Origin of the sequence: Pontibacillus chungwhensis, from assembly GCF_030166655.1 — a bacterium.
Taxonomy (GTDB): domain Bacteria; phylum Bacillota; class Bacilli; order Bacillales; family BH030062; genus Pontibacillus.
The window spans coordinates 1,849,323-1,874,919 of the sequence record NZ_CP126446.1; the positions used below are offsets into that span (position 1 = coordinate 1,849,323).

Sequence of the window (25,597 nt, forward strand, 5' to 3'; positions counted from 1 at the left end):
ATGATTTTCGGGCATGTTTGAAGGAAGTATGGTAAAATGCTAAAGGAATAGTCTGTCTAGAACGGAGGAACAAGTCTTGTGGTATTACATGTTAGCGGTTGTTATTATTCTTATTGACCAAGCAACAAAATGGGTAATTGAAACGCAAATGAAATTGCTTGAAAGCATCCCGGTAATTGAAAATGTATTTTATATTACGTCTCATCGTAATAAAGGGGCAGCTTGGGGTATGTTAGAAGGCCAGCTTTGGTTTTTCTATATTATAACAGCGTTTGTAATCGCCTTTGTGGTGTATTATATTCAGAAATATGCGAAAGGAAATCCTATACTCGGCCTGTCACTTGCACTTATCTTAGGCGGTGCTATTGGAAACTTTATTGATCGGATTTTCCGAAAAGAGGTCGTCGATTTTCTAGATGTATATATAGGTAGCTATGACTTTCCGATATTCAATGTAGCGGATTCATCTCTTGTCGTTGGTGTCGGTCTTGTCTTTATTGCTACAATTTTAGATGAACGGAAGAAAGGAAGCGCAAAATGAGTTTAAATTCCTACACAATAACATCAAATGAACATAATGAGAGATTAGATAAAGTCCTAACAGCCTTGAGCGAAGACGCTTCACGTGCTCAAGTACAAGTTTGGATAAAGGATCAACATGTTACCGTAAATGATTCTTATCAGAAAAGTAACTATAAATGTCAGGAAGGGGATTTATTATCATGGGAAGTTCCTGAACCTGAGCCAATGGAAGTGCTAGCAGAAGATATCCCCCTTGATATTGTTTATGAGGATCAAGATGTAATCGTAGTCAATAAACCTAAAGGTATGGTTGTCCATCCATCTGCGGGTCATAATAGTGGCACCCTCGTAAATGCTTTGTTGTACCATTGCCAGGATTTATCGGGCATTAATGGAGTTATGCGGCCTGGCATTGTTCACCGCATTGATAAAGATACAAGCGGGTTGTTAATGGTTGCTAAGAATGACAAAGCTCATACCTCACTAGCCGAGCAGCTTTCCGATAAAAGTGTAGAGCGTAAGTATGTGGCGCTTGTTTCAGGCGTAATTCATCACGAATACGGAACGATTGATGCTCCTATTGGAAGAGACCCAAAAGACCGCCAGAAGATGGGGGTTGTTGAAGGTGGTAAAAATGCGGTTACACACTTTAAGGTATTAGATCGCTTTGAAGAGCATACTCTAGTAGAATGTGTGCTAGAAACAGGCCGTACTCATCAAATTCGTGTTCATATGAACTATATTGAACATCCTATTGTAGGTGATCCGAAATACGGTCCTCGAAAAACGCTCGATTTAAATGGACAAGCACTTCACGCGAAGGAACTAGGGTTTACCCACCCTTCAACAGGGGAGTACCTCCATTTCAATTCAGAACTACCGGTAGAATTAGAACAAGTGCTTGTTGATCTTACGAAATAGGTTGACGTATTCACGAACCTATGCAATAATATGTAACTAGAATATAGACCTTTAAAACAGTCCCGTGAGGCTGAGAAGGGTACGGATGAGTGTAGTATGTCTCAATAGACATACGTCTATCTAAATCCCCTTCTACCACGGTAGAAGGGGATTTTTTGCGTACCTGGTTAGTACAGGAGGGAATAGTCAACATGGAAAAGAAAGCACTCGTATTAGATGAAGCAGCCATCCGGCGAGGCCTTACACGAGTTGCCCATGAAATTCTTGAGAAGAATAAAGGGGTAGAGGGTCTTGTCCTGGTTGGAATCAAAACAAGAGGGGTTCCATTAGCCAAACGACTTGCAGATAAGATCTCTCAAATTGAAGGGGTCGACGTACCGATTGGTGAAGTAGATATTACCCTTTACAGAGATGATCTTTCAAAATCAGAAGATCAAGCGGATCCTACAATTAAGGGTACACACGTTAATACGGACTTAACAAATAAGAAAGTGATTCTTGTCGATGATGTGCTTTATACCGGAAGGACGGTTCGAGCTGCAATGGATGCGATTATGGATTATGGCAGACCTTCACAAGTACAATTAGCTGTACTCGTAGACCGTGGTCACCGTGAATTGCCGATTCGTGCAGATTATGTTGGCAAAAATGTTCCTACTTCTCAGGAAGAAGTTATTGGAGTGCAACTCTTAGAATCAGATGAAGTGGATGAAGTAAGTATTTTTACAAAGTAAAAATAGAAGACCTTTAAATGAAGTCCAGAGAGGCTCGAAAGGTCGCAATGAATAGGGAACGTGTATATTCAGGACACGTCTACCTCTTTGCGAGCTTTCGCGAAGAGGTTTTTTTTATAGCTAAAATACGTGTTCATGAAAGAGGAGGCTTATTTATGAAAAAGAATCAAGTTAATTTAGGAGTAAGGGAAGTGCCAAGCATACCGAAATGGATCGCATTAAGTCTGCAGCATTTATTCGCGATGTTTGGAGCCACCATTTTGGTCCCATTTCTTACAGGGTTGTCTCCGGCTGTTGCACTGGTATCAAGTGGTGTAGGAACCCTTGCCTATATGGCGATCACAAAAGGAAGAATACCAGCTTATCTTGGTTCTAGCTTCGCCTTTATACCTCCCATTATAGCAGCGGACCAGGCAGCAGGTGTGCCAGGGATTATGATGGGAAGCTTGATGGCCGGTCTAGTGTACGGAGTTGTAGCATTACTGATTAAAGGGTTTGGTACGAAGTGGATTATGAAGATCTTACCTCCTGTAGTAGTAGGTCCTGTTATTATCGTTATTGGGCTTGGGTTAGCATCAACAGCAGTTGATATGGCCATGAACGACAGTGAAGGAAATTATTCTTTAACATTTATGATGATCGCCGCAGTAACTCTTGGCTTAACGATTATAGCATCACTGTTCTTTAAAGGATTTATGAATATTATACCTGTACTCTTCGGAATTACAGGTGGCTACTTGTTCGCTTTAACACAAGGGGTAGTGGATACGAGCGGAATTGCTGCGGAATGGAATCAAATCACCTCAGCGACAGGCTTGGTAAGCTTTCTTGGCAGTGTGTTTCAAATGCCCGACTTTACGGTGCCATTTGTAGACTTTACGCCTGGATCAGTCCCGTTTGCAGAAATTGCTCTTATTATGGTGCCGATTGCTTTTGTAACTATCGCTGAACACATTGGAGATCAAATGGTCCTCTCGAAAGTGGTAGGTCAGAACTTCTTAGAAAAGCCAGGACTCCATCGCTCGATCGCCGGTGACGGGATCGCCACTGTCCTTGCTTCATGTTTAGGAGGCCCCCCAAATACCACTTACGGAGAAAACATTGGTGTACTAGCCATAACGAAAGTATTTAGTGTCTTTGTTATAGGAGGAGCAGCAGTAACGGCTATCTTCTTCGGATTTATCGGAATTGTAACTGAGGTAATAGGTGCCATCCCATCAGCAGTTATGGGCGGAGTCTCCATCTTACTTTTCGGAATCATAGCCTCAAGTGGCTTACGGATGTTGATTGATAACAACATTGACCTGGGTGATAAACGAAACTTAATTATTTCCTCAGTAATTTTAGTCATCGGTGTCGGAGGAGCGAAAATTCAAATCGCTGATTTCGAAGTCTCCTCAATGGCACTAGCAACGATTGTAGGTGTGATCTTAAATCTCTTTTTACCAGGTAGAGAATCAGCCTATGGAAATGGCAACATGTTCAAAACAGAAGAGCAAACAGAAGCTGAAAAATCAGATGATTCAGCTGCCTAAGTCGACATTTAGCACTTTTTAAAGAAGTCCAGAGAGGTTTCTAAGGGTGAAAAGGTTCGATCTGTGTTTCGTGCGCTTTTTTAACAAATCACGGACCCAGTTTAACCAGCATCCTTATCAGGGATGCTGGTTTTTTTATACCTTTTCCGATTTAAGAAAGGGGAAAGAGGCATGAAACATATTCTTACCATGAATGATTTATCAAATGAGGAAATCTATGGGGTGTTAACACGAGCGAAAGAATGGAAAGGGAAGCAAGTTCCCATAGTTCAGGATAGACCTACATTTGTAGCCAATCTATTCTTTGAACCTAGTACAAGGACTAAAATGAGTTTCGAAGTTGCTGAGAAACGCTTAGGTTTCAATGTGCTAGATTTTTCTCCAGAAAGTTCAAGTTTACAAAAAGGTGAAACGCTTTACGATACGGTTCGAACAGCCCAGGCAATAGGTGCTTCAGCCGTAGTGATCCGCCATCCTAAAGAAGGATACTACCATGAGCTTGTTAACGGGGTGTCCATCCCGATCTTAAACGGCGGGGATGGAAAGGGGGAGCATCCATCACAGTGTTTACTAGATCTGTACACCATTTATGAAGAGTTTGGAACGTTTGAAAATGTGCACGTCGTAATTTCTGGAGATGTCAAACATAGCCGTGTAGCCCGTTCGAATGCTTATGCTTTGCATCGATTAGGGGCTGAGGTGAGTTTGTCAGGTCCAGACGAATGGAAAGACAACACCCTTCCTTTTCCTTATATACAGATTGATCAGGCTGTCGAACAAGCGGATGCTCTGATGCTTTTACGTATTCAGAATGAACGACATGCCAAACAAGTGAATCAGTCCCATTATCTAGAAGAGCACGGGCTCACACTTGCTCGTGAAAGGCGAATGAAACGAGAGAGTATTATCTTACATCCCGCTCCTGTGAACAGAGGAGTTGAAATGGAAGATGAATTAGTAGAAACAAAACGCTCACGTATTTTTACTCAAATGGAGAACGGCGTTTATGTAAGAATGGCCATGTTACAAGCGGCATTACAAGAAGGAGGAGAATTGGATGCGTACACTACTGAAGAACATACACACCTTACAAAGTAATGAAAAGACAAACCTAATCATCGAGGGAAACACGATTCAAGGATTTACAACTGAAGAGATAGAGGCAGATCAAATTATAGATGGTAAAGGAAAAATAGTTGCCCCAGGATTTGTAGATGTACACATCCATTTACGTGAGCCAGGTGGCGAGGCGAAAGAGACGATAGAAACCGGGACAAGAGCCGCAGCTCGAGGGGGCTTCACTACGGTATGTGCCATGCCTAATACAAGACCGGTTCCAGATTGTGATAAACATATGAACGCCTTAAACGACAAAATTAAAACCGATGCTGCGGTCAGGGTCTTGCCATATGCTTCTATAACCACAAGACAGCTTGGATCTGAGTTAGTGGATATGAAGACGCTAAAAGAACTTGGCGCTTTTGCCTTCACAGATGATGGAGTTGGCGTGCAATCGGCAAATATGATGCTAGAAGCAATGAAACAAGCATCTGCATTGAATATGGCTGTTGTAGCACACTGTGAGGACAATAATCTAATTCAAGGTGGCGTGATGCACAATGGGAGAAGAAGTGAAGAATTAAATCTTCCTGGAATTCCTTCTATATGTGAATCTGTTCAAATCGCTCGAGATGTCTTGCTCGCGGAAGCTACGGGCTGTCACTACCATGTCTGTCATGTAAGTACGAAAGAATCGGTGCGTGTCATCCGTGACGCTAAAAGGGCTGGAATTCCTGTAACGGCTGAAGTTACCCCACATCATCTTCTTTTAACAGAAGAGGATATACCAGGAGACGATGCGCTCTTTAAAATGAATCCTCCTCTCCGAGCTAAAGAAGATCAGTTAGCCCTTATAGAAGGATTAGAAGATGGAACGATTGATTTTATTGCCACAGACCATGCACCCCATACCGAAGAAGAGAAAAACGGCGGTTTTCTAAGTGCGCCATTTGGGATTGTTGGGCTTGAAACGGCATTCTCTCTCTTAAACACTTATTTTGTGAAAACAGGACGCTTTACTCTTGGCCAATTAGTCGATTGGATGAGTGTAAAGCCCGCTCGAGTGTTTGGGTTGACGTATGGCACTCTTAAAGAAGGAGCTCCAGCTGACTTGGTACTGTTAGATCCAGATAAAGCAGGTGTGATAGACAAAAGAGTTTTTGCATCGAAAGGGACGAATACGCCTTTTGATGGTTGGGACATAACAGGTGAGGTTGAATTAACCATGGTTGATGGAGAAGTGATTTGGAAAGGGGAGGACTTATATGAAACGACAACTAATTCTTGAAGACGGAACAACTTTTGTAGGTGAAGCACTTGGAAGTGACATTCTTACAAGTGGGGAGGTCGTCTTTAATACAGGAATGACAGGGTATCAAGAAATTCTTTCCGATCCATCATATTGTGGTCAAATCGTCACCTTAACCTATCCTCTTATCGGAAACTATGGGATCAACCGCGAAGACTTCGAAACGATTAATCCATCTGTTAGCGGGCTGATTGTGAAAGAAGCTTGTTCTCACCCTAGTAATTTTCGCTCTGAAGATACTATCCATGATTATCTGAAAGCTAGAGGCATTCCAGGCATCACTGGTGTTGATACACGTAAATTAACTAAGAAAATTCGTGAGTTCGGGACGATGAAGGGAGCTTTCGCCTCCGTGGAGGAGTCTCCTGAAGAAGTGGCAGCATCCTTACGCGATGAGCAGTTCAGCACGGATCAAGTGAAAAAGGTTTCCACCGTTAAGCCTTACGTCGTTCCAGGTCGTGGAGAGCGTATCGTACTTGTAGACTTTGGGATGAAGCACGGAATCTTAAGGGAATTTACAAAGCGAAACAGTCATGTAACGGTTGTTCCTTATAACACAACAGCAGAAGAAATTATGCAGTTAAAACCAGATGGCGTCATGCTCTCAAACGGGCCTGGGGATCCAAAGGATGTACCAGAAGCTGTGGAGATGGTGCAGGGATTGCTTGGAAGAATTCCTTTGTTTGGGATATGTCTCGGCCACCAGCTCTTTGCACTGGCTTGTGGTGCAGATACGAGCAAGATGAAATTTGGACACAGAGGTTCAAATCACCCGGTAAAAGATATCGCAACAGGCCGTGTATACATGACTAGTCAAAACCACGGATATGCGGTCGAAGAGGATTCAATTAAAGAAACCGAATTACAAATTAGTCAATATGCGCTGAACGATGGAACAGTTGAAGGACTCTTTCATCCAAACTTTTCAGCCTTTTCTGTCCAGTATCATCCAGAGAGTGCACCAGGTCCTGAGGATTCAAACGGATTATTTGATGAGTTTTTACTAGCGGTAAAACGTGACAAAAGAAGGGAGCGAGTTGTATGCCAAAGCGTACAGATATAAATAAAATACTAGTGATCGGGTCTGGCCCCATTACAATAGGTCAAGCAGCTGAGTTCGACTACTCTGGTACGCAGGCATGCCAGTCGTTAAAAGAAGAAGGTTATGAAGTCATTCTAGCAAACTCAAATCCAGCTACAATTATGACAGATGAGACGATAGCGGATGAAGTGTATATGGAGCCTTTAACCGTCGAATTCCTGGCTAAGATTATTCGGAAAGAGAAACCAGATGCCCTTCTGCCAACATTAGGTGGGCAAACTGGATTGAACATGGCGGTGCAGCTTGACGAAGCAGGTGTATTACGTGATTTCAATGTGGAACTATTAGGAACGTCACTAGACGCCATTCAACAAGCTGAGGATAGAGAGAAGTTCCGATCACTTATGTATGAGCTAAATGAGCCTGTGCCAGAGAGCACAATTGTGAGTACAGTAGATGCGGCATTAGAGTTTGCCGATGAAATTGGTTACCCCGTAATTGTACGCCCCGCTTACACAATGGGAGGTGCAGGAGGCGGAATGTGCTACTCAAGACAAGATCTTGAAACCATTGCCCATTCCGGCCTTCAGCTCTCACCGGTTAATCAATGTCTTATTGAGAAGAACATAGCAGGATTTAAAGAAATTGAATATGAAGTCATGCGAGACCACAACGACCATGCCATTGTTGTTTGTAATATGGAAAATGTGGATCCTGTAGGAATCCACACCGGAGATTCCATTGTAGTAGCGCCGAGTCAGACATTAAGTGACCGAGAGTATCAGATGCTTCGAAATGTTTCTCTGAAAATTATCCGTGCTTTAGAGATTGAAGGGGGCTGTAACGTCCAGCTGGCACTTGATCCATATAGCTTTGACTACTACATCATTGAAGTGAACCCAAGGGTGAGTCGTTCTTCAGCTCTTGCATCGAAAGCAACGGGATACCCAATCGCGAAGATTGCAGCCAAGATTGCAGTGGGTCTTACGCTTGATGAGATAAAAAATCCTGTTACAGAAACGTCTTACGCCCTATTTGAGCCAGCTCTTGACTATGTGGTCTCAAAGATCCCTCGATGGCCATTTGATAAGTTCATAAAAGGCCACCGTATCTTAGGCACGCAAATGAAGGCCACAGGAGAAGTGATGGCGGTTGGACGAAACTTTGAAGAATCCATGCTTAAAGCAGTTCGTTCTCTTGAGATTGGCACAGAGGAATTGTATCTAGAGGACATGAAAGACCTAGGGGAAGAAGAAATCATTGAACGACTTATTAAAGCAGATGATGAGCGCCTCTTTATCATTGGCGAAGCTTTCAGAAGGGGAATGAGCAAAGAAGAGATCGTCCACCACACCAAAATCGATCCTTTCTTTGTGGAGAAGTTTGAGGGGATGATCCAATTAGAAAAGCAATTGGCTCTTGAACCTTGGAATCCATCTTTACTGAAAAAGGCTAAAGAAAAAGGCGTTTCAGACACTGCGTTGGCAAGAGTATGGAATACAACAGAAGATGAGGTATACAACTACCGTATGAACGAAAGCATTATGCCAGTCTATAAGATGGTAGATACATGTGCAGCTGAGTTTGAATCCACCACACCTTATTTCTACAGCTCATATGAAGAGGAAAATGAATCTAAGCGATTAGATCGTGAGAAGATCCTCGTTCTTGGTTCCGGGCCTATCCGAATCGGTCAAGGCGTTGAATTTGATTATGCTACCGTGCACTCAGTCCTGGCTCTAAAAGAAGCAGGATATGAAGCCATCATTATGAATAATAATCCTGAGACCGTATCAACCGATTTTAGTATCTCTGACAAACTTTACTTTGAACCCCTTACATTAGAAGATGTCATGCATGTGGTTGAATTAGAGAAACCAAAGGGGGTTATCGTACAGTTTGGTGGGCAAACGGCTATTAACCTAGCAGATGGTTTAGCGAGAAGAGGGGTCCAAATACTAGGAACTTCTCTTGAGGCAATCGATCGTTCTGAGGACCGGGATAAATTTGAATATACTCTATCTAAACTAGGTATTCCTCAGCCGAAAGGGATTTGTGCAACATCAGCACAAGAAGCGATGCAAGCTTCCGAAACGCTAGGATTCCCCCTAGTTGTCCGTCCATCCTATGTCCTTGGAGGACGAGCAATGGAAATTGTGCACGATCAGTTTGAACTAGAGAGGTATATAGAAGAAGCGGTAAAAGTACACAAAGACCACCCTGTTCTAATCGATACGTATATGACAGGGATTGAAATCGAAGTGGATGCAATAAGTGATGGAGAGACCGTCGTCATCCCGGGGGTCATGGAACACATCGAACGAGCAGGTGTACACTCAGGGGACTCGATTGCTGTTTACCCAACCCAACGTATTAGTGAGGACATTAAAAAGAAATGTGTAGAATATACAACCCGTATCGCCCGGGAACTCGGAATCGTTGGGTTAATTAACATTCAATTGGTGCTTCACAACAATGAAGTGTATGTACTAGAAGTAAATCCAAGAGCAAGCCGAACAGTACCGTTCCTTAGTAAGATTACAGGTGTCACGATGGCTAAACTTTCTACTCAATTAATCGTAGGATCAACTTTGAAGGAGTTAGGCTTTACAAACGGGATCCTAAAAGAACCGAATGAAGTTTTTGTAAAGGTTCCCGTATTCTCATTTGAAAAACTTCGAAGTGTAGATACCTACCTTGGACCCGAAATGAAATCGACTGGGGAAGTGCTTGGTCGGGATGTCACGCTTGAGAAAGCCCTGTATAAAGGTTTGACTGCTTCAGGAATCGAAGTCCCTCGTAATGGAGCTGTGCTCATGACGGTGGCTGATAAAGATAAAGAAGAACTTCTAGAACTTGCAGAAAGGTTCCACCAGCTAGGTTTCGAGCTATATGCAACAGAAGGGACGGGATCTACCCTCGAAGAAGAAGGTCTTCCTGTAACGAAAGTGGCTAAGATCGGCTCGGAGAAACAAACCGTGTTGGATGTGGTACAAAAAGGGCAAGTTCACATGGTTATTAATACGCTCACCACTGGGAAACAAACACGTAAAGACGGGTTCCGTATACGTCGTGAGGCTGTTGAGCACGGTTTACCTTGCCTGACATCTCTTGATACGGCATCAGCCATCTTACGAGTTATAGAGTCGATGACCTTTACAGCTCAATCGATGCCTAAGACGTCTAAACAAAAGGTGGTCGCTACATGTTAAAAAAAGATGACATGCATATTCTTCAAAACAAGCAGATAGCCGAGAACACATTTGAAATCAAACTGACTGGTCGCTTCGTCAATACGATGAAGCAACCAGGACAGTTCCTCCATATAAAAGTAGGGGACGGGACTTCTCATGTATTGAGGAGACCCCTTTCCATTGCAAATGTTGACCATCACATTGTCACAGTCATTTATAAAATTGTCGGTCATGGTACAAAATGGCTATCACAAAAACAACCAGGTGAAATCGTAGATGTCCTCGGGCCTCGTGGAAATGGATTTCCCATTGATAAGGTGCAAGATGAGCATATCGTTTTAATCGGTGGTGGCGTAGGCGTACCTCCCCTTTACTATCTCGGAAGAAAACTTGTCGAGCAAGGAAATACGGTTACTTCTATTTTAGGATTCCAAAACATAAGCCAGATCTTTTATGAAGACGAATTCCGTCAGCTTGGGGAAACAATGATTACAACGGATGATGGGAGCTATGGCTATAAAGGAAGAGTGACAGAGCTACTGAATGAACTAGATTCATCGGTGTCTCGCTTTTATAGCTGTGGTCCTAAGCCTATGCTAAAAGGGGTCTCTGACTCCTTTCAGATTCCGGGATATATTTCCCTTGAAGAGCGCATGGGTTGTGGAGTTGGAGCGTGTTTTGCTTGTGTGTGCGAAGCGAAGGACCCTGAAGACGTGAAAGGATATCGGAAAATTTGTCAGGATGGTCCTGTATTTCCTGCTGGAGAGGTGGTATTGTAATGGATTTACGCGTATCTTTACCAGGGTTGGAGCTTAAAAATCCAATCCTGCCTGCATCTGGTTGTTTTGGTTTCGGTCGCGAATTCAGCGAATTTTATGACTTAAATGAGCTAGGGGCCATTACGATTAAAGCTGCGACAAAAGAGAGTCGATACGGCAATGCCACACCTCGAGTAGCGGAAACATCCGGTGGGATGCTCAATGCCATTGGACTACAAAACCCCGGCGTCACGCGCATAATGGAAGAGGAACTACAGTTTCTTGAACAATTTGATACGCCAATCCTTGCGAACGTAGCCGGAAGTTCTGAAGAAGAGTATGTTGAAGTGGCAAAAGAAATCTCTGCTCATTCAAAAGTGAACGCCATAGAGCTGAACATATCCTGCCCTAACGTGAAAGAGGGTGGAATACACTTTGGAACAGACCCTGCGCTAGCTGCTTCATTAACAAGAGCTGTGAAACGTGTTAGTCAGGTGCCGGTATATGTAAAGTTGTCTCCAAACACGGGTGATATTGTTGCGATGGCAAAGGCTGTAGAAGAAGCTGGTGCAGATGGTTTATCCATGATTAACACTCTTGTAGGGATGAAGCTTGATCTAACAACAGGGAGACCTGTTTTAGCGAATGGGACAGGAGGTTTATCAGGACCTTCTATTAAACCTGTAGCGATCCGGATGGTTTATCAGGTTAGTCAGGCTGTTAATATTCCAATTATTGGTATGGGTGGCGTTGCGTGCGTGGAAGATGTGTTGGAATTCTTACTAGCAGGCGCGAGTGCAGTAGCTGTAGGGACGGCGAATTTTCAAAACCCTTTAGTGTGCCCAGAGTTGATTGAGCAATTGCCTGAAGCTCTAGAAGCGTATGGATATGAATCGGTTACAGATTGTGTTGGAAGGAGTTTTAGACAAAATGAAACCTCTTTATCTGGCTCTTGACTTTCCATCAGGAGGGCAAGCTCTCTCCTTTATTAAAGAACAAGGACTCGAAGGCGTACCTGTCAAAGTAGGCATGGAGCTTTTTTACAAAGAAGGTGCAGAAATTGTGCGCGTATTAAAAGAGCAGGGGCATGCGATCTTTCTTGATTTAAAATTGCATGACATCCCAAACACTGTTCAATCAGCTATGAAAAACCTGGCTTCTTTAGGGGTGGATGTAGTAAATGTTCATGCCGCTGGAGGCTCTGAAATGATACAAGCCGCAAAGAAAGGTTTACTAGAAGGAACAAGGATAGGAGAAACTCCTCCGCTTCTTTTAGCAGTAACTCAACTCACCTCTACAACAGAAAGCATGTTACATGAAGAGCTTGGAATCTCCCTGACGCTTGAAGAAACCGTGGTAAACTATGCGAAAATGGCCCACCGGTCCGGTGCAGATGGTGTTGTTTGCTCCGCCCATGAGGTAAGTGCAATACGTCAAGCTTTACCTGATTCTTTCTACCTTCTTTGTCCTGGAATTCGTTTGAAAGCGGGACCTCATCATGATCAGAAGCGGGTCGTCACACCAAGCAGGGCCAGAGAGCTTGGGGTTGACTCCATCGTCGTTGGAAGAGGGATTACAAAAGCAGATAAGCCTGTAGAAATGTATCGATTATTTAGTGAGGAGTGGACATATGTTAAGTAATAAACAACTTGCAAAGCGATTATTTGAAATCGAGGCTCTCCAATTTAGTCCAGAAGATCCTTTTAAATGGACATCTGGCATATTGTCTCCTGTTTATTGTGATAATCGACTCGTGATGAGTGATGTCCGGTTAAGAAAAGAGATTGCTCAATCCTTAGCGGAGAAGATACGGGAAGATTACCCAGACACAGATCTTATAGCAGGATGTGCAACAGCGGGGATTCCTCATGCGGCTTGGGTAGCAGAATGTCTGGGTCTTCCTATGGTATATGTAAGAGATAAAGCGAAAGGTCATGGCAAAGGGAATCAAATTGAAGGAAGTATGGAAGCTGGACAAAATGCGATCGTCATCGAAGATTTGATCTCGACCGGGAAAAGCTCGATCGCTGCTGCACAGGCTCTTCAAAAAGAGGGGATCAACGTTACAGGTGTCTTAGCCTTATTCTCCTATGAACTACAAAAAGCAGTAGAGGCATTTCGGGATGCTGACCTTTCCTATCAATCATTAACGACATTTCCTTACTTACTTCAGGTGATGAAGGAGGAAGAGAAAGTGGCGGAGGAAAGCTATGCTCGTTTACGAGAGTGGAATCAAGACCCTGAAGCTTTTTCATATAATTACCAAGGGTAAATGCTCTTGTCAGCATGAACCTTCCGTTGTACAATCATGTCAAATGTACACATAAAGGGTCGTGATGACATGTCTTTTAAAAAGCAAGCAACAGTAATGAGTAGCAATGCTGTGCTTGGTGTGTTTACGTGTTACTTATACCTCTACTTTTGGATCTTCCTATCAATGGCGGCTCCGATTTTCAATATTAAAGCTCTATTGAGCCTCATCATTTCACTTACGCTATTTGGTGTCCTTAATGTTCTTTTAATTGGACGAGGACAAAAAAGAGAGTGGTTGTATGCTTTTTTAACATACTTCGGAGCCATTGCTTTATTTGTAGGCATCTTTTGGGCTTATTGATTAATAAAGAAAAAGGACGAAATCCAGCAGATTTCGTCCTTTTTTTATGCGTCTGATTGATTGTTTTTCATAGTACGAATAAACGCTTCATCCGGTGTAACAAAAAGTGTCTTCTGATTGTCATAGGTAACAAAACCAGGCTTAGCCCCGTTTGGTTTCTTAACATGACGGATCAACGTGTAATCTACTGGGACAGAAGAGGAAGCCTTCGATTTACTGAAATAGGCAGCGAGTAAAGCTGCTTCTTGCAGTGTCTCATCACTCGGATCCTCACTTCTGATCACCACATGTGACCCAGGGATATCTTTCGTGTGTAACCAATAGTCATTGCGGTTAGCCATGCGCGTGGTTACATATTCATTTTGCTTGTTGTTCTTTCCGACTAGGATGGTTGTGCCATCAGTTGATATATACGTTTCAGGCTTAGGTGCTTGTGGTTTCTTTTTCTTCTTTTGTGGTTTTGCTTTCATATAGCCTTCTTCACGTAGCTCTTCTCTTATTTCCTCAACATCCTCTTCACGGGCTGATTCAATTTGTTGGATAAGTTGATCGAAGTAAGCAATTTCTTCTTTTGCTTTTTCGATTTCTGTTTGCACAACTTCTTTAGATTTTTTCATCTTTGAATAGGTAGCAAAGTAACTTTGTGCGTTTTCACTCGGAGTTTTATTAGGGTTTAACTCAATCGTTCGTTCCCCTTGTTCTGGGTCGTAATAATCAACGACTGTGACGGACGCATCCCCTTGTTTAACAAGATGCATATGAGCCGTCAATAGTTCTCCTTGCCGCTGAAATTCATCTGCTTTTTCGGCTTTTTGAAGGGTTTCTTCATGTTTTTTGATTTTACGAATGTTTTTATCACGTTCATTCTTCATAAAACGAGCAAGATCACCAGCTTGCTGCTTGACACGGTCTCGTTCTGCTTTCCCGCTATAGTAGGCATCAAGAAGTTCACTGACTGTGTTATACGTTTCTGTTTCAGCTTGAATAGATTCTAAAGGAAGAACGTAAAATTGTTCCTTCTGTCCTCTAAATAACTGAGGCGTATAATCATGTTGGATGAGCTGCTCTTGAATACGACTAAATGTTGCCTGATAAGTAGAAGCGGAGCCGAGACGAGCTCTATAATTAATCTCTGTCGCAATCATAGGTGAAAAGCCCATGAGAATGCCCATGATTTGTTTATCCATACGCCCAGAATTAAAGTCTAGTTTTTTCACAAAGACTTCTGGTTCTAGAGTAAGTGGGTTTGTCTTTCCTTGATCAGGAGGCCGGCGGTACGAGTGACCTGGTAGCACTGTACGGTAGCTGCTTTGAGAAGGAGAGACGTGTTTAATGCTGTCTAAAATCATGTCTCGTTCCTGATCAACTAAAATAATATTACTATGCTTACCCATGATTTCCATCACGAGAGTTTTGGTTGTTTCATCACCAATTTCGTCTTTTCCACGGACTTTGATTTGAATGACGCGCTCCATTTCAAGCTGTTCGATGGACTCAATAAATCCACCGACTAAGTGCTTGCGGAGAAGCATACAAAACATTGGCGGTTCTTTTGGATTTTGATACGTATCTTCTGTCACATGTATTCGAGCGTAGGAAGGGTGTGCTGAGAGTAAGAGACTGTGGTTTTTTCCTTTGCTACGAATCGTGACAATAAGTTCGGTTTGCGTTGGCTGATAGATCTTCATAATTCGTCCGGGAGTTAACATTTCCATTAATTCGTGTGTGACTGCCCGGGTGACAACGCCATCAAAAGACATGGTAATCACCTCACAATATACCGATTATAGCATTTTTTTGGACGAGTCTGAATAGATATAGCATAGACTCATCACTTTCAGGAGGAATGTTACGTGAATTGGTATCAATATAGTGCTGAGAATCTAGCGGAGAAGCTAGATGTAAATATGGACAAGGGACTCTCTTCAAAGCAAGCAGAGAGCCGCTTGAAAAAGCTTGGTCCCAATAAGTTAGAAGAGGGAAAATCAATCAATGTTCTGTTGTTATTTTTCCGCCAGTTTCAGGATTTCATGGTTCTTGTCCTTCTAGCAGCCACTCTCATTTCGGGATTACTCGGGGAATATGTGGATGCGGTTGCCATTATGGCTATAGTGTTTGTGAACGCAGTACTTGGTTTTTTTCAGGAACAGAAGGCGGAGAAGTCACTATCTAAACTAAAGGAACTTTCTGCCCCTCATGCTCAAGTATTGAGGGATGGGAGCTGGATTAAGGTTCCTTCTGCAGATCTTGTAATGGGAGATATCGTAAAAGTCACAAGTGGAGATCGTTTGAGTGCAGATCTTCGATTAATCAAGACGAGTGGGCTCGAGGTGGAGGAATCTTCTTTAACAGGTGAGTCACTTCCAGTGCTTAAGCATGAAAATCACTTAATGGATGAAACACTTGAACTTGGGGATCAGGCAAATATGGCTTTTTCAGGAACACTCGTAACTAGGGGCAGCGGGGTTGGAGTTGTGGTAGGGACTGGTATGAAAACGGCAATGGGACAGATCGCTTCGTTGCTCGTTCAAACATCGAGAAAGCCAACGCCTCTTGAGCGAAAGTTGGCTGAACTAGGGAAGATTCTGATCTTTACTGCCCTTTTGTTAACAGCGTTTGTTGTCGTTGTAGGCGTTTATCGTGGGCACCCATTATATGAAATGTTTTTAGCTGGTGTCTCTTTAGCGGTTGCCGCCATTCCAGAAGGGCTGCCTGCCATTGTTACAGTTGCGTTGTCACTTGGAGTTCAACGGATGATTAAGAAAAAGGCAATTGTCAGGAAGTTGTCAGCTGTTGAAACGTTAGGCTGCGCCTCCGTTATCTGTTCAGACAAGACGGGAACGATGACAGAAAATCAAATGACTGTAAAGCAAGTAAGTACGATAGAGGATCATTTGTACGTGACAGGCGAAGGGTATGATCCGTTTGGTGCATTTTTTGAACGGGATATTGAAACCAACGTGAGGGAAATTCCGGGGATTAATCGTATGCTTTTATACGGGTCGCTCTGTAACCACGCCAGTATCTTGAAGCGGGATGATCGATATTTGGTGGATGGAGATCCGACAGAAGGGGCTTTAAAAGTTGTCGGATATAAGGCAGGGATAACAGAAGAACAAATGAAGGAATGGAAGGTCACATACGAAATCCCTTTTGATTCAGATCGAAAGCGTATGACGGTAATTGCAGAGCATCAGAACGGGGAACGTGTCGTTATCGTCAAAGGTGCGCCGGATGTATTATTACCTCGCAGTACATCCATTTATTCTTCAAGTGGGCAACGCCCGTTAAAACCTAAGGATGAAAGAGAAGTTGAAAATATTCTTAGTACAATGACTAATCAGGCCCTTCGTACAATTGCCATTTGCTATAAAACGCTAAAAAAAGGTCAATCATACAATAACTTTGAACTTGAAAAAGATCTGACCTTCATGGGGATAACCGGGATCATTGATCCTCCTCGTAAAGAAGTGAAGCGGGCCATAGATGACTGCCGTCAAGCTGGCATTAAAACCGTGATGATTACAGGAGACCATGCTAAAACAGCCCATGCGATTGCCAGGGATCTCGAATTAATGCCTGAAGGTGGACGAGTTGTAGAAGGGGCTCAGTTATCTTCAATGAGTGACGATCAATTAGAGGCTATTATTGATGAAACATACGTATTTGCACGTGTAACTCCTCACCATAAATTGAGAATTGTGAATGCGTTTCAAAATCGAGGCCATGTCGTTGCTATGACGGGGGATGGAGTAAATGATGCTCCTGCCATTAAAGCTAGTGATATCGGCATATCAATGGGGCAGAGCGGAACAGACGTTGCGAAAGAAGCTTCTTCTCTTGTTCTTCTAGACGATAACTTTGCAACCATTCGTTCAGCCATTCAAGAAGGCAGAAACATTTATGAGAATATACGCAAATTCATTCGGTATTTGCTAGCTTCAAATGTGGGAGAGATTTTAGTGATGCTTTTTGCGATGTTTCTTGCGCTCCCATTACCATTAGTACCTGTTCAGATTCTATGGGTGAATCTTGTTACAGACGGGTTGCCGGCTATGGCACTTGGATTAGATCAATCAGAACGTAATGTAATGAAACGACCTCCACGAAGCCCTGGAGAAGGAGTTTTTGCAAGAGGACTTGGCTTTAAAATCATTTCAAGGGGATTTATGATTGGAATTGTTACACTAATCGCCTTTATGATGGCCTACCAGGGAAATCCGGAAAGGTTGCTATATGCACAAACGGTGGCTTTTAGCACGTTAGTCGTCGCTCAACTTATTCATGTTTTTGATTGCAGAAGTGAACGCTCAGTCTTTGCCCGAAATCCTTTTTCTAATCTGTATTTACTAGGGGCCGTTTTATCTTCAGTATTGCTCATGCTTGTGGTCATTTATTATGATCCACTTCACGAGGTCTTCCATACAATGGACCTTCCTATAAGGGATTGGCTGTTTATTACTGCTTTAGGAGCAATCCCGACGTTTTTGTGGGGGTTTTCTAAAAAATAGCATAAAATAGTTAGAAAGCATTCTTCTTTAGAAGAATGCTTTTTATGTTTTTTTTATTCCTGGGGAACGATGAAGTAATAATGTAAATAAGGTTACACTAGTTCATAAAGACTTTAGCAAAGCTATATAGGGCCCCTATAATCACACTTTACTAATAAAATTATGAGGGAAATTAAGATTTTGTATTGAAATATATCTAAAAAACGAATATTATTATCAATGTTTGTTATTATCATTCGTAAAAGCAGGTGAAAGATGTTGAATCGTTTTTTTAAATTAAATGAAAATGGAACTACGGTCCGAACAGAAATCAATGCAGGGATTACCACATTCCTCACAATGGTTTATATTATATTTGTCAATCCAGTTATCCTTGGAAATGCTGGTGTGCCATCTGGACAAGTGTTTATGGCTACTATTATTTCAGCTCTAGTCGGAACGCTGCTTATGGCATTACTCGCAAATTACCCAATCGCCATCGCACCAGGGATGGGGTTAAATGCCTATTTTGTTACGGTCGTCACAAAATATGGATTATCGTACACCATCGTTTTTGGGGCTGTGTTTATTGCAGGTGTTATTTTCCTTTTACTTAGTTTTACAAGTTTACGCGAGAAATTAATTGAAGCTATTCCTAATTCACTAAAATTTGGAATCACTTCTGGAATTGGTTTGTTTATTGCCTTTTTAGGCCTTCAGTTTAGTGGGATTATTGTTGATGGAGGAGAAGCGGGACTTTTAACCCTTGGTAACCTTCAAGCGCCAAATACGCTATTATCCATTGCAGGATTATTTATCACGCTGATCTTAATGGCCCGAAATGTAAAAGGGGCTCTCTTTTATGGGATTGTCATTACAGCCATCATTGCGTACTTTACCAATCAGCTTCAGTTTAATGGATTTATGTCTATGCCACCAACGCCAGTATTCTTCGAAATGGATATTGCCGGGGTCTTTACTGAGGGACTATATGCTGTTGTGTTTGCCTTTTTATTAGTTACAATCTTTGATACGACAGGAACGTTAGTTGGAGTAGCAGAACAGGCAGGATTTATGAAAGATGGGAAAATGCCTAAAGCTAGACCTGCGCTAATGGCAGACGCCATTGCTACAACGGTTGGCTCTACATTTGGCTCAAGCCCTTCTACCGCTTATGTTGAATCAACCTCAGGTGTAGCTGCTGGAGGACGAACAGGATTAACCTCTCTAGTCATTGCAGGGTTGTTCTTCCTTTCGATGTTCTTCTCTCCATTTATTCAAGCCATCTCTGGAGTTTCTGCTATTACAGCACCAGTCCTTATCATTGTAGGTTGTTTTATGATGGAAGGATTATCAAGAGTCGACTGGAAAAGCTTTGATGAAGCCTTCCCAAGCTTTATTATAATCTTAACAATGCCTCTTACTTCAAGCATTGCCACAGGTATTGCAATGGGCTTTATAACGTACCCATTATTAAAGGTAGTAAGTGGTAAAGGAAAAGATGTTTCTTGGCTTTTATATTTATTCGGTATTTTGTTTGCGATTCAGCTAGTATTTTTCCCGGCTCACTAAATAGTAGTCAGAACTGCTCCTTTTTAAAGGGGCAGTTTTTATTATAGATACACCTTAGTTCTTTTAACGTGTCTTGGGTATGTTAGAATAGGATATAATCTTTAATAAGAGGTGGGATGGTATGGTTAGAAGTATGACTGGCTATGGAAGAAGTAGTAGGACAATCCAAGAAACGAGCATTACAGTTGAAATAAAGACGGTAAATCATCGTTTTTTAGATATTACCCCTAAGATGCCAAGGTCTCTCCTTTATCTTGAAGAGAAAATCAAAAAAGCATTACAGCATCCTTTCATAAGAGGACGTGTTGAATTATTTATTACGATTGAAGGAAATGCGCTTACAAAACGTCAAGTGAAAACAGACTGGGAGCTACTCGATCAATACATACAGCAATTAAAAGAAGCGAAAGAACGATATGGTTTACAAGAAGAAATTTCGGTAAATGTCTTGACGAAGCTCGAAGATCTGTTTACTATTCAAGAGTTAGAGGAACACGAAGACCGTATGGAATCAGTTATTCTTTCATGTGTGAATGAAGCTGCTGAGAAAGTGGTTTCAATGCGTGTGAGAGAAGGAGAGGCCTTACAAGAGGACCTTAAGGACCGCTTGAATAAGGTCGCTACGATTGTGGAAGATTTAAGAAGTCGAAGACCATTAGTTGTACAAGAAACACAGGAGCGTATTAAATCAAGAATTGAAGAATATGCTCAACAAGCCCTTCCATTAGAGGAATCACGACTCCTCCATGAAGTAGGGTTACTAGCTGAAAAAGGTGATATAGCAGAAGAAATTACGCGTTTGTATAGTCACACTGATCAGTTTGTTACAACTTTAGATGTAGACGATTCCATCGGACGCAAACTTGATTTCATCGTTCAAGAAATGAACAGGGAAACCAATACAATAGGCTCTAAATCAACGGATTCAAAAATTAGTGAATGGGTAGTATTATTAAAGAGTGAAATAGAAAAAATAAAAGAACAAGTACAAAATGTTGAATAATGATTGAGTTTATCATAAAATTTTTCATATAATTATAGTATTCATATGTACTATTGAATGGTTTTTAGATGATGAAGGAGGAGCCACATTGAGCTTACGACTAATCAATATTGGGTTTGGTAACGTAGTTTCCGCAAACCGTATCATTTCCATCGTGTCACCAGAATCAGCGCCAATCAAAAGAATTATAACCGTTGCTCGGGATAATAATAAATTGGTAGATGCTACATACGGCCGCAGGACGCGTGCGGTAATTATTACTGACAGCGATCATGTTGTGTTATCAGCTGTTCAACCTGAAACTGTGGGTGGACGCGTTACAAGTCATGACGATATGTCAGAAGAAGGGTAGGAGCTTTATTGTGATAGACGAGAAAGGGATTTTATTTATTTTGTCCGGTCCTTCCGGAGTTGGAAAGGGGACAGTAAGGAAGTCTCTTTTTGAAAAGGATACAGATCTGAAATATTCTATTTCGATGACAACCAGATCTCCACGAGAAGGGGAAGTAGATGGTGTTGATTACTTCTTTAAGAGTAAAGAGGAATTTGAAACGCTAATCGAGAATAAAAAGTTGATTGAATATGCTCAGTACGTGGGAAATTATTATGGAACGCCGAAAGATTATGTTGAACAACAACTTGAAGCTGGTAATGATGTATTCCTTGAAATTGAAGTCCAGGGCGCATTACAGGTGAAAGAAAACTTCCCTCAAGGAGTTTTTGTATTCTTAATCCCACCAAGTCTTGAGGAATTAAAAGACCGCATTATTAGTCGCGGTACAGAAACAGAAGAATTGGTTCGAAATCGTTTAGCAGCAGCAAAAGAAGAAATTGAAATGATGGATTATTACGATTATGTAGTAGTCAACGATCAAATTGATCGTGCGGTAGATACCGTTCAGTCCATTGTAAGAAGTGAACACTGCAAGCGAGATCGAGTAGCTAAACAATACAAACAAGCATTGGAGCGTGATGATTCATGATGTTAGAACCATCCATTGATTCTCTTATGGAATCCATTAATTCAAAGTATACGTTAGTAACGATTTCAGCTCGACGAGCACGTCAAATGCAAGAAACAAACAAGTATTTAATTGACTCTTTTGATTCAAAGAAATACGTGGGGATTGCACTTGAAGAAATTAAAGAAGGCAAACTTCATTATAAACACGAAGAATAACAACCTTACTAAGGTTGTTATTTTTATGTAGATGGGAAGGATGGGTAATCATGCTTAAAGGAAAGAAGGTTGTCTTAGGTGTCTCAGGTGGTATAGCGGCTTATAAAGCTTGTGCTTTAACGAGTAAACTTGTCCAAGCGGGTGCAGATGTCACCGTCATTATGACAAGCAGTGCAACAGAGTTCGTCACGCCTTTAACGTTTCAGGCATTGTCACGAAATCCGGTTTATACTGATACATTTGATGAAAAGATTCCTGAACAAATCTCACATATTGATGTAGCCGATTGGGCTGATTTGATAATTCTTGCCCCTGCTACAGCCAATCTTATAGGGAAAGTTGCAAATGGGATAGCTGATGACATGCTTACGACAACCTTATTAGCAAGTGAGGCTCCTGTGTATGTAGCACCCGCTATGAACGTGCATATGTATGCCCACCCCGCTGTTCAAAACAATTTAAAAAAACTCGAAACATATGGCTATCGTTTTATAGAACCTGGTGAAGGTTATTTAGCTTGTGGGTATGTTGGGAAGGGTCGATTAGAAGAACCTGAAACCATTGTCTCAGTATTGGAGCAGCAAGAAAGTCTCTCACTTCCCCTTAAAGGTAAGAAGGTTCTCGTTACAGCGGGACCAACGCGTGAAAGGGTGGACCCTGTCCGGTTCTTTACAAACTTTTCAACAGGAAAAATGGGTTATGCATTTGCGCAAAAAGCTAGAGAGCTTGGAGCTAACGTCATCCTTGTCTCAGGCCCTGTGACAATTGATCCACCTAGTGGTATAAAGGTTATTCAGACCGAGTCAGCTCAAGAAATGTATGAAGCGGTTATGAAAGAACTAGACAATGTAGATGTTGTCATTAAGACTGCCGCTGTAGCTGATTATCGTCCTGCTGTGTTTCATGATCAAAAGATGAAGAAAAAAGAAGGGCCTTTATCGATTGAGATGGAGCGTACTAAAGACATTTTAGGTGAGATTGGGAAGGTTAAAACGGATCAATTTGTAGTTGGATTTGCAGCAGAAACCAATGAACCGATACATTACGGGAAGCAAAAGCTCGCTAAAAAGAATGCGGATGCGATTGTTGTGAACAATGTAGCTGAAGCAGGAGCTGGTTTTGGTGCAGACACAAACGTCGTAACTTACTTAAATAAACATGGGTTAGAATGGAGCCTTCCTCTTCAATCAAAAGAAGACGTAGCGCACAAAATTTTAATTCAGGTGTCAGATGAGCTAAAGGATGGTCAGAAGTGAATATTGCACGAGTCATTGTAGATGTGCCTACAAGTCAAACCAATCGTCCATTTGATTATAAAATACCAGAGCACCTTATGGGTGTCGTAACTCCTGGTATGCGCGTCATTATACCTTTTGGGCCGCGAAAGATCATGGGGTTTGTCTTACAGGTGACAGATCAGACCAGTTTTAGCCGCTTAAAATATATACAAGATGTGATGGATTTAACACCAGTCTTAACCCCTGAACTTATACAACTTGGCAGGTGGATCTCAGAGTCAACGCTTTGCTTCTATGTTTCAGCTTACCAAGCTATGCTCCCTCAATTGCTGAAAGCGAAGTATGAGAAAGAGCTCTGGCTTTTGGCTGAACAAGATTCTATACCAGAAGAATTAGATCCTTTATTTGGGGGAAGAGGCGTTATCCCTTATGAAGAAATTGAAGCTTCTCCTATGACGTATTCTAAGCTTCAAAAGTATATTCAAGAAGGCGTCGTAGAGGTTCATTACAAAGTAAAGGGCAAAGAAACAAAGAAAAAAGAAATGTATATTGTGCCTGCTGTGCCTCCGCATCACTTAGAAGAGATCTATCATGACACTCCTAAACAAGCTAAGAAACAACGTTTAATACTTGCATATTTTATTGATTATCCGGATGAAATTTTGCAAAAAGCTTTACTAGAAGAATTGAAGACAACAAGAGCCTCTTTAAAGCCATTGCTTGAAAAAGGAATTTTGAAGACTGTTTCAAAAGAAGTGTATCGTGATCCTTATGAACAAAGAGAGTATGAAAGGACCCAGCCTTTTCCCTTAACTGAGGAGCAGCAAGAAGCTATTGAACCTGTTCTCGCTTCAATTGAGGAGAAACGACATGTGCCCTTTCTTCTTCACGGTGTAACGGGGAGCGGTAAGACAGAAGTGTATCTTCAGTCCATTCAACAGGTGCTCGATGAAGGTCGTGAAGCCATTGTACTTGTCCCTGAAATTGCCCTTACCCCTCAAATGGTAGAGCGTTTTAAAGGACGTTTTGGTTCAAGAGTGGCCGTACTACATAGTGCCTTATCTGCAGGTGAAAAGTTTGATGAGTGGAGAAAGATTCAACGAAAAGAGGTGCAGGTAGCTGTGGGGGCTCGCTCCGCTATATTTGCCCCTTTTGAGAAGATCGGCATTATTATTATTGATGAGGAACACGAATCTAGTTATAAGCAAGAAGACTATCCGAGATACCACGCCAGGGATGTAGCCATTGAGCGAGGAAAGTATCATAATTGCCCTGTTGTACTAGGAAGTGCGACTCCAACCCTCGAATCGTTCGCAAGGGCACAAAAAGATGTCTATCAACTTCTGACATTGAAAAAGCGAATGAACAATGCCAGCATGCCAGAAGTCGAGCTTGTCGACATGAGAGAGGAACTCCATGCTGGAAATCGGTCGATGTTCTCAATTAAGCTTCGAGAGAAAATAGAAGACCGCATTCAAAAAGGGGAGCAGGTCGTGCTCTTTCTAAATAGACGTGGGTATTCTACATTTGTCATGTGCCGAGATTGCGGAGAGGTCAAAGAATGCCCTCATTGTGATATTGCTTTGACATATCACAGGAAAGCAGAACGATTAAAGTGCCATTATTGTTCCCATGAAGAGCCTATGCCAAAGACATGTCCGAGCTGTGAGAGTGATACCATTCGCTACTTCGGTACTGGAACTCAAAAAGTAGAGGAGTCTCTCCAACAACTCATACCTGAGGTCAGAATTATTCGAATGGATGTAGATACAACTCGTCGAAAAGGTTCACATGAAAGATTGTTAACGAAATTCGCGGAGAAGGAAGCGGATGTTTTATTAGGGACTCAAATGATTGCTAAGGGGTTGGACTTTGGCAACGTAACCCTTGTTGGCGTTTTAGCTGCAGACTCATTGCTACACCTTCCTGACTTTCGCTCCTCAGAGAAAACGTTTCAGTTATTAACTCAGGTTAGTGGCCGTGCCGGAAGACATACGCTACCTGGTGAGGTTATTGTCCAGAGTTATACACCTGAGCACTACAGTATTGAAATGGCAAGTCAGTATGATTTCGAAGCTTTCTATAAGAAGGAAATGAAAATGAGGAAAACGTTCCGTTATCCTCCTTATTACTTTTTGACCCTTTTAACTGTATCTCATCCTAACCATTTGTACACAATGGATGTAACGCAGAAGATGGTGCAATTCTTGCGTGATCACCTATCGGATCAAGCGATTATTTTAGGTCCTACACCATCACCGCTGACCAGGATCAAAGATAGATATCGATATCAATGCATGATAAAATATAGAGATGAACCTACATTACACAAGGTCATGAATCGACTATTTCAAATATATGAGGACGCTATTCAACAAAAGGATTTGCAGCTCACAATCGATTTTCAACCGTACCAGCTAATGTAA

22 protein-coding genes are annotated in these 25,597 nt (G+C 41.9%); 21 read left to right on the plus strand and 1 reads right to left on the minus strand.

From position 1 onward, the window contains the following. Nucleotides 1-76: 76 nt before the first annotated feature. The 13 genes from lspA (at nt 77) to QNI29_RS09660 (ending at nt 13,688) form a co-directional block, all read left to right on the plus strand. Nucleotides 77-541, plus strand: a complete 465-nt coding sequence (lspA, locus tag QNI29_RS09600; RefSeq protein WP_231416279.1) for a signal peptidase II — start codon at nt 77-79, stop codon at nt 539-541. Continuing rightward, the gene (locus tag QNI29_RS09605; RefSeq protein ID WP_231416280.1) at nt 538-1,443 is read left to right on the plus strand and encodes an RluA family pseudouridine synthase; all 906 of its coding nucleotides are present in this window, start codon (nt 538-540) and stop codon (nt 1,441-1,443) included. The genes lspA and QNI29_RS09605 overlap by 4 nt, the downstream gene beginning before the upstream one ends. A 191-nt stretch (nt 1,444-1,634) precedes the next feature. After that, complete coding sequence (pyrR, locus tag QNI29_RS09610; protein WP_231416281.1) at nt 1,635-2,177, plus strand: bifunctional pyr operon transcriptional regulator/uracil phosphoribosyltransferase PyrR; 543 nt, start codon at nt 1,635-1,637, stop codon at nt 2,175-2,177. A 155-nt stretch (nt 2,178-2,332) separates the two neighbouring features. Then, nucleotides 2,333-3,712 carry a solute carrier family 23 protein gene (locus tag QNI29_RS09615; protein ID WP_231416282.1) on the plus strand — a complete coding sequence of 460 codons (1,380 nt, stop codon included), beginning with the start codon at nt 2,333-2,335 and terminating at the stop codon, nt 3,710-3,712. Between the two features lie 171 nt (nt 3,713-3,883). Further along, a complete protein-coding gene (locus QNI29_RS09620; protein ID WP_231416283.1) occupies nt 3,884-4,810 on the plus strand; it encodes an aspartate carbamoyltransferase catalytic subunit in 927 nt (308 codons plus the stop codon). After that, nucleotides 4,770-6,059: a dihydroorotase gene (locus QNI29_RS09625; protein ID WP_231416284.1), complete on the plus strand. Its 1,290-nt coding sequence runs from the start codon at nt 4,770-4,772 to the stop codon at nt 6,057-6,059. The genes QNI29_RS09620 and QNI29_RS09625 overlap by 41 nt, the downstream gene beginning before the upstream one ends. Then, a complete protein-coding gene (locus QNI29_RS09630; RefSeq protein WP_231416285.1) occupies nt 6,037-7,143 on the plus strand; it encodes a carbamoyl phosphate synthase small subunit in 1,107 nt (368 codons plus the stop codon). Before QNI29_RS09625 ends, QNI29_RS09630 begins: the two co-directional genes overlap by 23 nt. After that, complete coding sequence (gene carB / locus QNI29_RS09635; protein WP_231416286.1) at nt 7,122-10,334, plus strand: carbamoyl-phosphate synthase large subunit; 3,213 nt, start codon at nt 7,122-7,124, stop codon at nt 10,332-10,334. The genes QNI29_RS09630 and carB overlap by 22 nt, the downstream gene beginning before the upstream one ends. Continuing rightward, complete coding sequence (locus QNI29_RS09640) at nt 10,328-11,095, plus strand: dihydroorotate dehydrogenase electron transfer subunit (RefSeq protein ID WP_231416287.1); 768 nt, start codon at nt 10,328-10,330, stop codon at nt 11,093-11,095. The genes carB and QNI29_RS09640 overlap by 7 nt, the downstream gene beginning before the upstream one ends. Further along, a complete protein-coding gene (locus QNI29_RS09645) occupies nt 11,095-12,030 on the plus strand; it encodes a dihydroorotate dehydrogenase (protein WP_231416288.1) in 936 nt (311 codons plus the stop codon). Before QNI29_RS09640 ends, QNI29_RS09645 begins: the two co-directional genes overlap by 1 nt. Beyond that, nucleotides 12,005-12,715: an orotidine-5'-phosphate decarboxylase gene (gene pyrF / locus QNI29_RS09650; RefSeq protein WP_231416289.1), complete on the plus strand. Its 711-nt coding sequence runs from the start codon at nt 12,005-12,007 to the stop codon at nt 12,713-12,715. Before QNI29_RS09645 ends, pyrF begins: the two co-directional genes overlap by 26 nt. Further along, complete coding sequence (gene pyrE / locus QNI29_RS09655) at nt 12,705-13,346, plus strand: orotate phosphoribosyltransferase (RefSeq protein ID WP_231416290.1); 642 nt, start codon at nt 12,705-12,707, stop codon at nt 13,344-13,346. Before pyrF ends, pyrE begins: the two co-directional genes overlap by 11 nt. A 36-nt stretch (nt 13,347-13,382) precedes the next feature. After that, nucleotides 13,383-13,688, plus strand: coding sequence for a hypothetical protein (locus QNI29_RS09660; RefSeq protein WP_231416291.1), 306 nt, complete (start codon nt 13,383-13,385; stop codon nt 13,686-13,688). 44 nt (nt 13,689-13,732) lie between these two features. On the opposite strand, the gene QNI29_RS09665 is transcribed toward QNI29_RS09660, so the two are convergent. Further along, nucleotides 13,733-15,448: an Rqc2 family fibronectin-binding protein gene (locus tag QNI29_RS09665; protein ID WP_231417551.1), complete on the minus strand. Its 1,716-nt coding sequence runs from the start codon at nt 15,446-15,448 to the stop codon at nt 13,733-13,735. Between the two features lie 93 nt (nt 15,449-15,541). Between QNI29_RS09665 and QNI29_RS09670 the strand changes: the two genes are divergently transcribed. The 8 genes from QNI29_RS09670 (at nt 15,542) to priA (ending at nt 25,597) form a co-directional block, all read left to right on the plus strand. Continuing rightward, nucleotides 15,542-18,199 carry a calcium-translocating P-type ATPase, SERCA-type gene (locus QNI29_RS09670; protein WP_231416292.1) on the plus strand — a complete coding sequence of 886 codons (2,658 nt, stop codon included), beginning with the start codon at nt 15,542-15,544 and terminating at the stop codon, nt 18,197-18,199. A gap of 255 nt (nt 18,200-18,454) precedes the next feature. Then, the gene (locus tag QNI29_RS09675; RefSeq protein ID WP_231416293.1) at nt 18,455-19,750 is read left to right on the plus strand and encodes an NCS2 family permease; all 1,296 of its coding nucleotides are present in this window, start codon (nt 18,455-18,457) and stop codon (nt 19,748-19,750) included. 121 nt (nt 19,751-19,871) lie between these two features. Further along, the gene (locus QNI29_RS09680; protein WP_231416294.1) at nt 19,872-20,753 is read left to right on the plus strand and encodes a YicC/YloC family endoribonuclease; all 882 of its coding nucleotides are present in this window, start codon (nt 19,872-19,874) and stop codon (nt 20,751-20,753) included. An 88-nt stretch (nt 20,754-20,841) separates the two neighbouring features. Further along, on the plus strand, nt 20,842-21,105 hold the full coding sequence (gene remA / locus QNI29_RS09685; RefSeq protein WP_036778562.1) for an extracellular matrix/biofilm regulator RemA: 264 nt from the start codon (nt 20,842-20,844) through the stop codon (nt 21,103-21,105). 10 nt (nt 21,106-21,115) lie between these two features. Then, on the plus strand, nt 21,116-21,736 hold the full coding sequence (gmk, locus tag QNI29_RS09690) for a guanylate kinase (RefSeq protein WP_231416295.1): 621 nt from the start codon (nt 21,116-21,118) through the stop codon (nt 21,734-21,736). Continuing rightward, a complete protein-coding gene (gene rpoZ / locus QNI29_RS09695) occupies nt 21,733-21,933 on the plus strand; it encodes a DNA-directed RNA polymerase subunit omega (RefSeq protein WP_231416296.1) in 201 nt (66 codons plus the stop codon). The genes gmk and rpoZ overlap by 4 nt, the downstream gene beginning before the upstream one ends. A gap of 50 nt (nt 21,934-21,983) precedes the next feature. Beyond that, nucleotides 21,984-23,189 carry a bifunctional phosphopantothenoylcysteine decarboxylase/phosphopantothenate--cysteine ligase CoaBC gene (coaBC, locus tag QNI29_RS09700; protein WP_231416297.1) on the plus strand — a complete coding sequence of 402 codons (1,206 nt, stop codon included), beginning with the start codon at nt 21,984-21,986 and terminating at the stop codon, nt 23,187-23,189. Next, nucleotides 23,186-25,597, plus strand: a complete 2,412-nt coding sequence (priA, locus tag QNI29_RS09705; protein ID WP_231416298.1) for a primosomal protein N' — start codon at nt 23,186-23,188, stop codon at nt 25,595-25,597. Before coaBC ends, priA begins: the two co-directional genes overlap by 4 nt.